Consider the following 3,699-nt stretch of genomic DNA (forward strand, 5'->3'; position numbering starts at 1 on the left):
CTCACCTTCTGCCCCGCCCCACCAAGGTATGTGTCGGCGGTGTCTTACTCTCCCACACCCTGTCGAGTGCAGTACCATCAGCGCTGGGGAGCTTAGCTACCGGGTTCGGAATGGGACCGGGCGGACCCTCCCCGCCATCGCCACCGACAACCCAAACCCCACGAAACCATCGCGGGAAACCCATGGGTGCCACATGCACGTTGACACAAGATCCTCTTGTCAAGAAAACAACCCGCAGGTTGCTGCCTCAGACATCGTATAGTGGGTGCGTAACATCTTCGTGGACAAGTCCTCGGCCTATCAGCACCGGTCAGCTCCACACATTGCTGTGCTTCCACATCCGGCCTGTCAACCCGGTCATCTACCGGGGGCCTTAACCCACAAAGGGGTGGGAGACCTCATCTAGGAACAGGCTTCCCGCTTAGATGCTTTCAGCGGTTATCCCTCCCGAACATAGCCAACCAGCCGTGCTCTTGGCAGAACAACTGGCACACCAGAGGTTCGTCCGTCCCGGTCCTCTCGTACTAGGGACAGCCTTCCGCAAGTCTCCTACGCGCGCGGCGGATAGGGACCGAACTGTCTCACGACGTTCTAAACCCAGCTCGCGTGCCGCTTTAATGGGCGAACAGCCCAACCCTTGGGACCAACTCCAGCCCCAGGATGCGACGAGCCGACATCGAGGTGCCAAACCATGCCGTCGATATGGACTCTTGGGCAAGATCAGCCTGTTATCCCCGGGGTACCTTTTATCCGTTGAGCGACACCGCTTCCACCAGCCAGTGCCGGATCACTAGTCCCTGCTTTCGCACCTGCTCGACCCGTCAGTCTCACAGTCAAGCTCCCTTATACACTTACACTCAACACCTGATTGCCAACCAGGCTGAGGGAACCTTTGGGCGCCTCCGTTACCCTTTAGGAGGCAACCGCCCCAGTTAAACTACCCACCAGGCACTGTCCCCGATCCGGATCACGGACCCGAGTTAGATGCCCGGAACGACCAGAGTGGTATTTCACCAACGACTCCACACCCACTAGCGTGAATGCTTCCCAGTCTCCCACCTATCCTACACAAGCCGAACCAAACACCAATACCAAGCTATAGTAAAGGTCCCGGGGTCTTTCCGTCCTGCCGCGCGAAACGAGCATCTTTACTCGTACTGCAATTTCACCGGGCCTGTGGTCGAGACAGCGGAGAAGTCGTTACGCCATTCGTGCAGGTCGGAACTTACCCGACAAGGAATTTCGCTACCTTAGGATGGTTATAGTTACCACCGCCGTTTACTGGCGCTTAAATTCTCCGCTACACCCCAAAAGGGGCTTTACGGGTCCTCTTAACGTTCCAGCACCGGGCAGGCGTCAGTCCATATACATCGCCTTACAGCTTCGCATGGACCTGTGTTTTTAGTAAACAGTCGCTTCTCCCTGGCCTCTGCGACCACCACCAGCTCCCACCGCAAAGGGCGTTCACCAGCAGTGGCCCCCCTTCTCCCAAAGTTACGGGGGCAATTTGCCGAATTCCTTAACCACAGTTCACCCGACCGCCTCGGTATTCTCTACCTGACCACCTGTGTCGGTTTCGGGTACGGGCCGTGCACACACTCGCTAGAGGCTTTTCTCGGCAGCATGGGATCACTCACTTCACCACAACGGCTACGCATCACCTCTCACCCACAACGGCATGCGGATTTACCTACACACCGGGCTACAGGCTTACACCAGTACAACCACTCACTGGCAGAGCTACCCTCCTGCGTCACCCCATCACTTGACTACTATCCAATCGGGTCCCATGCACACACCACCATCATCCGAAGAATCCAGCAGCACGCGGATGGTTAGCATCAAAGACCTCATCATGGGCGCACATGCACGGGTACGGGAATATCAACCCGTTATCCATCGACTACGCCTGTCGGCCTCGCCTTAGGCCCCGACTCACCCTGGGCGGACGAACCTTCCCCAGGAACCCTTGGTCATCCGGCGGAAGAGATTCTCACTCTTCACTCGCTACTCATGCCTGCATTCTCACTCCCACACAATCCACACCAAGCTCACGCCGGCGCTTCACCTCGTGCAGGACGCTCCCCTACCCAACCCAGCACAAAACTGGACTGGCATGGCTTCGGCGGTGCGCTTCAGCCCCGCTACATTGTCGGCGCAGGACCACTTGACCAGTGAGCTATTACGCACTCTTTCAAGGATGGCTGCTTCTAAGCCAACCTCCTGGTTGTCTCAGCGATCCCACATCCTTTCCCACTAAGCGCACACTTAGGGGCCTTAGCCGATGCTCTGGGCTGTTTCCCTCTCGACGACGAAGCTTCTCCCCCGCCGTCTCACTGCCACACTCAACTCAGGCGTATTCGGAGTTTGGCTGATCTCAGTAACCCGTGAAGGCCCATCAACCAACCAGTGCTCTACCCCACCCAAGCACCATGCGACGCTGCACCTAAATGCATTTCGGGGAGAACCAGCTATCACGGAGTTTGATTGGCCTTTCACCCCTACCCACAGCTCATCCCCCAGGTTTTCAACCCTGGTGGGTTCGGGCCTCCACACGGTCTTACCCGCGCTTCACCCTGGCCATGGGTAGATCACCCCGCTTCGGGTCTACACCACGCGACTCCACGCCCTATTCAGACTCGCTTTCGCTCCGGCTACCCCCAACGGGTTAACCTCGCCACGCAGCAGTAACTCGCAGGCTCATTCTTCAAAAGGCACGCCATCACAACTGCAACGGTTGCTCTGACGGATTGCAGGCACATGGTTTCAGGAACTATTTCACTCCCCTCCCGGGGTACTTTTCACCATTCCCTCACGGTACTATCCACTATCGGTCACCAGGAAGTATTTAGGCTTAGCGAGTGGTCCCGCCAGATTCACAGCACCCTCCACGAAAGCGCTGCTACTCGGGAACACCACCACACGCGGCACACGCATTTTCGCCTACCGGACTCTCACCGACTCTGGTCAGGCATCCCAACCTGTTCGACTAACACGCACACCCACGCTGGAGAACTGGTAGATCCTCCCAGCAGCGTCCCACAACCCCGCACACGCAACCCCTACCAGGTATCCCACGCGCACGGTTTAGCCTCCTCCGCTTTCGCTCGCCACTACTCACGGAATCACCAGTGTTTTCTCTTCCTACGGGTACTAAGATGTTTCACTTCCCCGCGTTCCCCCCAACACCCTATACATTCAGGCATTGGTAACCCGACATCACTCGGGCTGGGTTTCCCCATTCGGACACCCTCGGATCACAGCTCGTTTGACAACTCCCCGAGGACTATCGCGGCCTACCACGTCCTTCATCGGCCCCTGGTACCAAGGCATCCACCATGTGCCCTAAAAAACTTGGCCACAAAGATGCTCGCACCCACTATACAATTCTCAAACAACAACCCGAGAAACAACACCCACCACACACGCACACACACACGCGCGCGCACACAATGGGTGTGTCCTCTCAGACACCCAACAGCGGACCATTCTGCCAACGTCAGTGTGTTCCACAATCCATCGAGCACCCACGGTGGACGACACTCGCGCCCAACCCACAGGAAACTCCAACACCCACCACGTAGATGCTGGGTTCTCAATGCTCCTTAGAAAGGAGGTGATCCAGCCGCACCTTCCGGTACGGCTACCTTGTTACGACTTCGTCCCAATCGCCAGTCCCACCTTCGACCACTCCCCCCC

3 rRNA genes are annotated in these 3,699 nt (G+C 57.4%); all 3 read right to left on the reverse strand.

The annotated features are described in order from the left end of the window. Positions 1–31 precede the first annotated feature (31 nt). A 5S ribosomal RNA gene (gene rrf, locus EIL87_RS13105) occupies positions 32–148 on the reverse strand. A 132-nt stretch (positions 149–280) separates the two neighbouring features. Then, positions 281–3,360 (reverse strand): 23S ribosomal RNA (locus EIL87_RS13110). A gap of 249 nt (positions 3,361–3,609) precedes the next feature. Then, a 16S ribosomal RNA gene (locus tag EIL87_RS13115) occupies positions 3,610–3,699 on the reverse strand; the annotation flags it as partial.

The organism is Saccharopolyspora rhizosphaerae (assembly GCF_003931915.1).
Taxonomy (GTDB): Bacteria; Actinomycetota; Actinomycetes; order Mycobacteriales; family Pseudonocardiaceae; genus Saccharopolyspora; species Saccharopolyspora rhizosphaerae.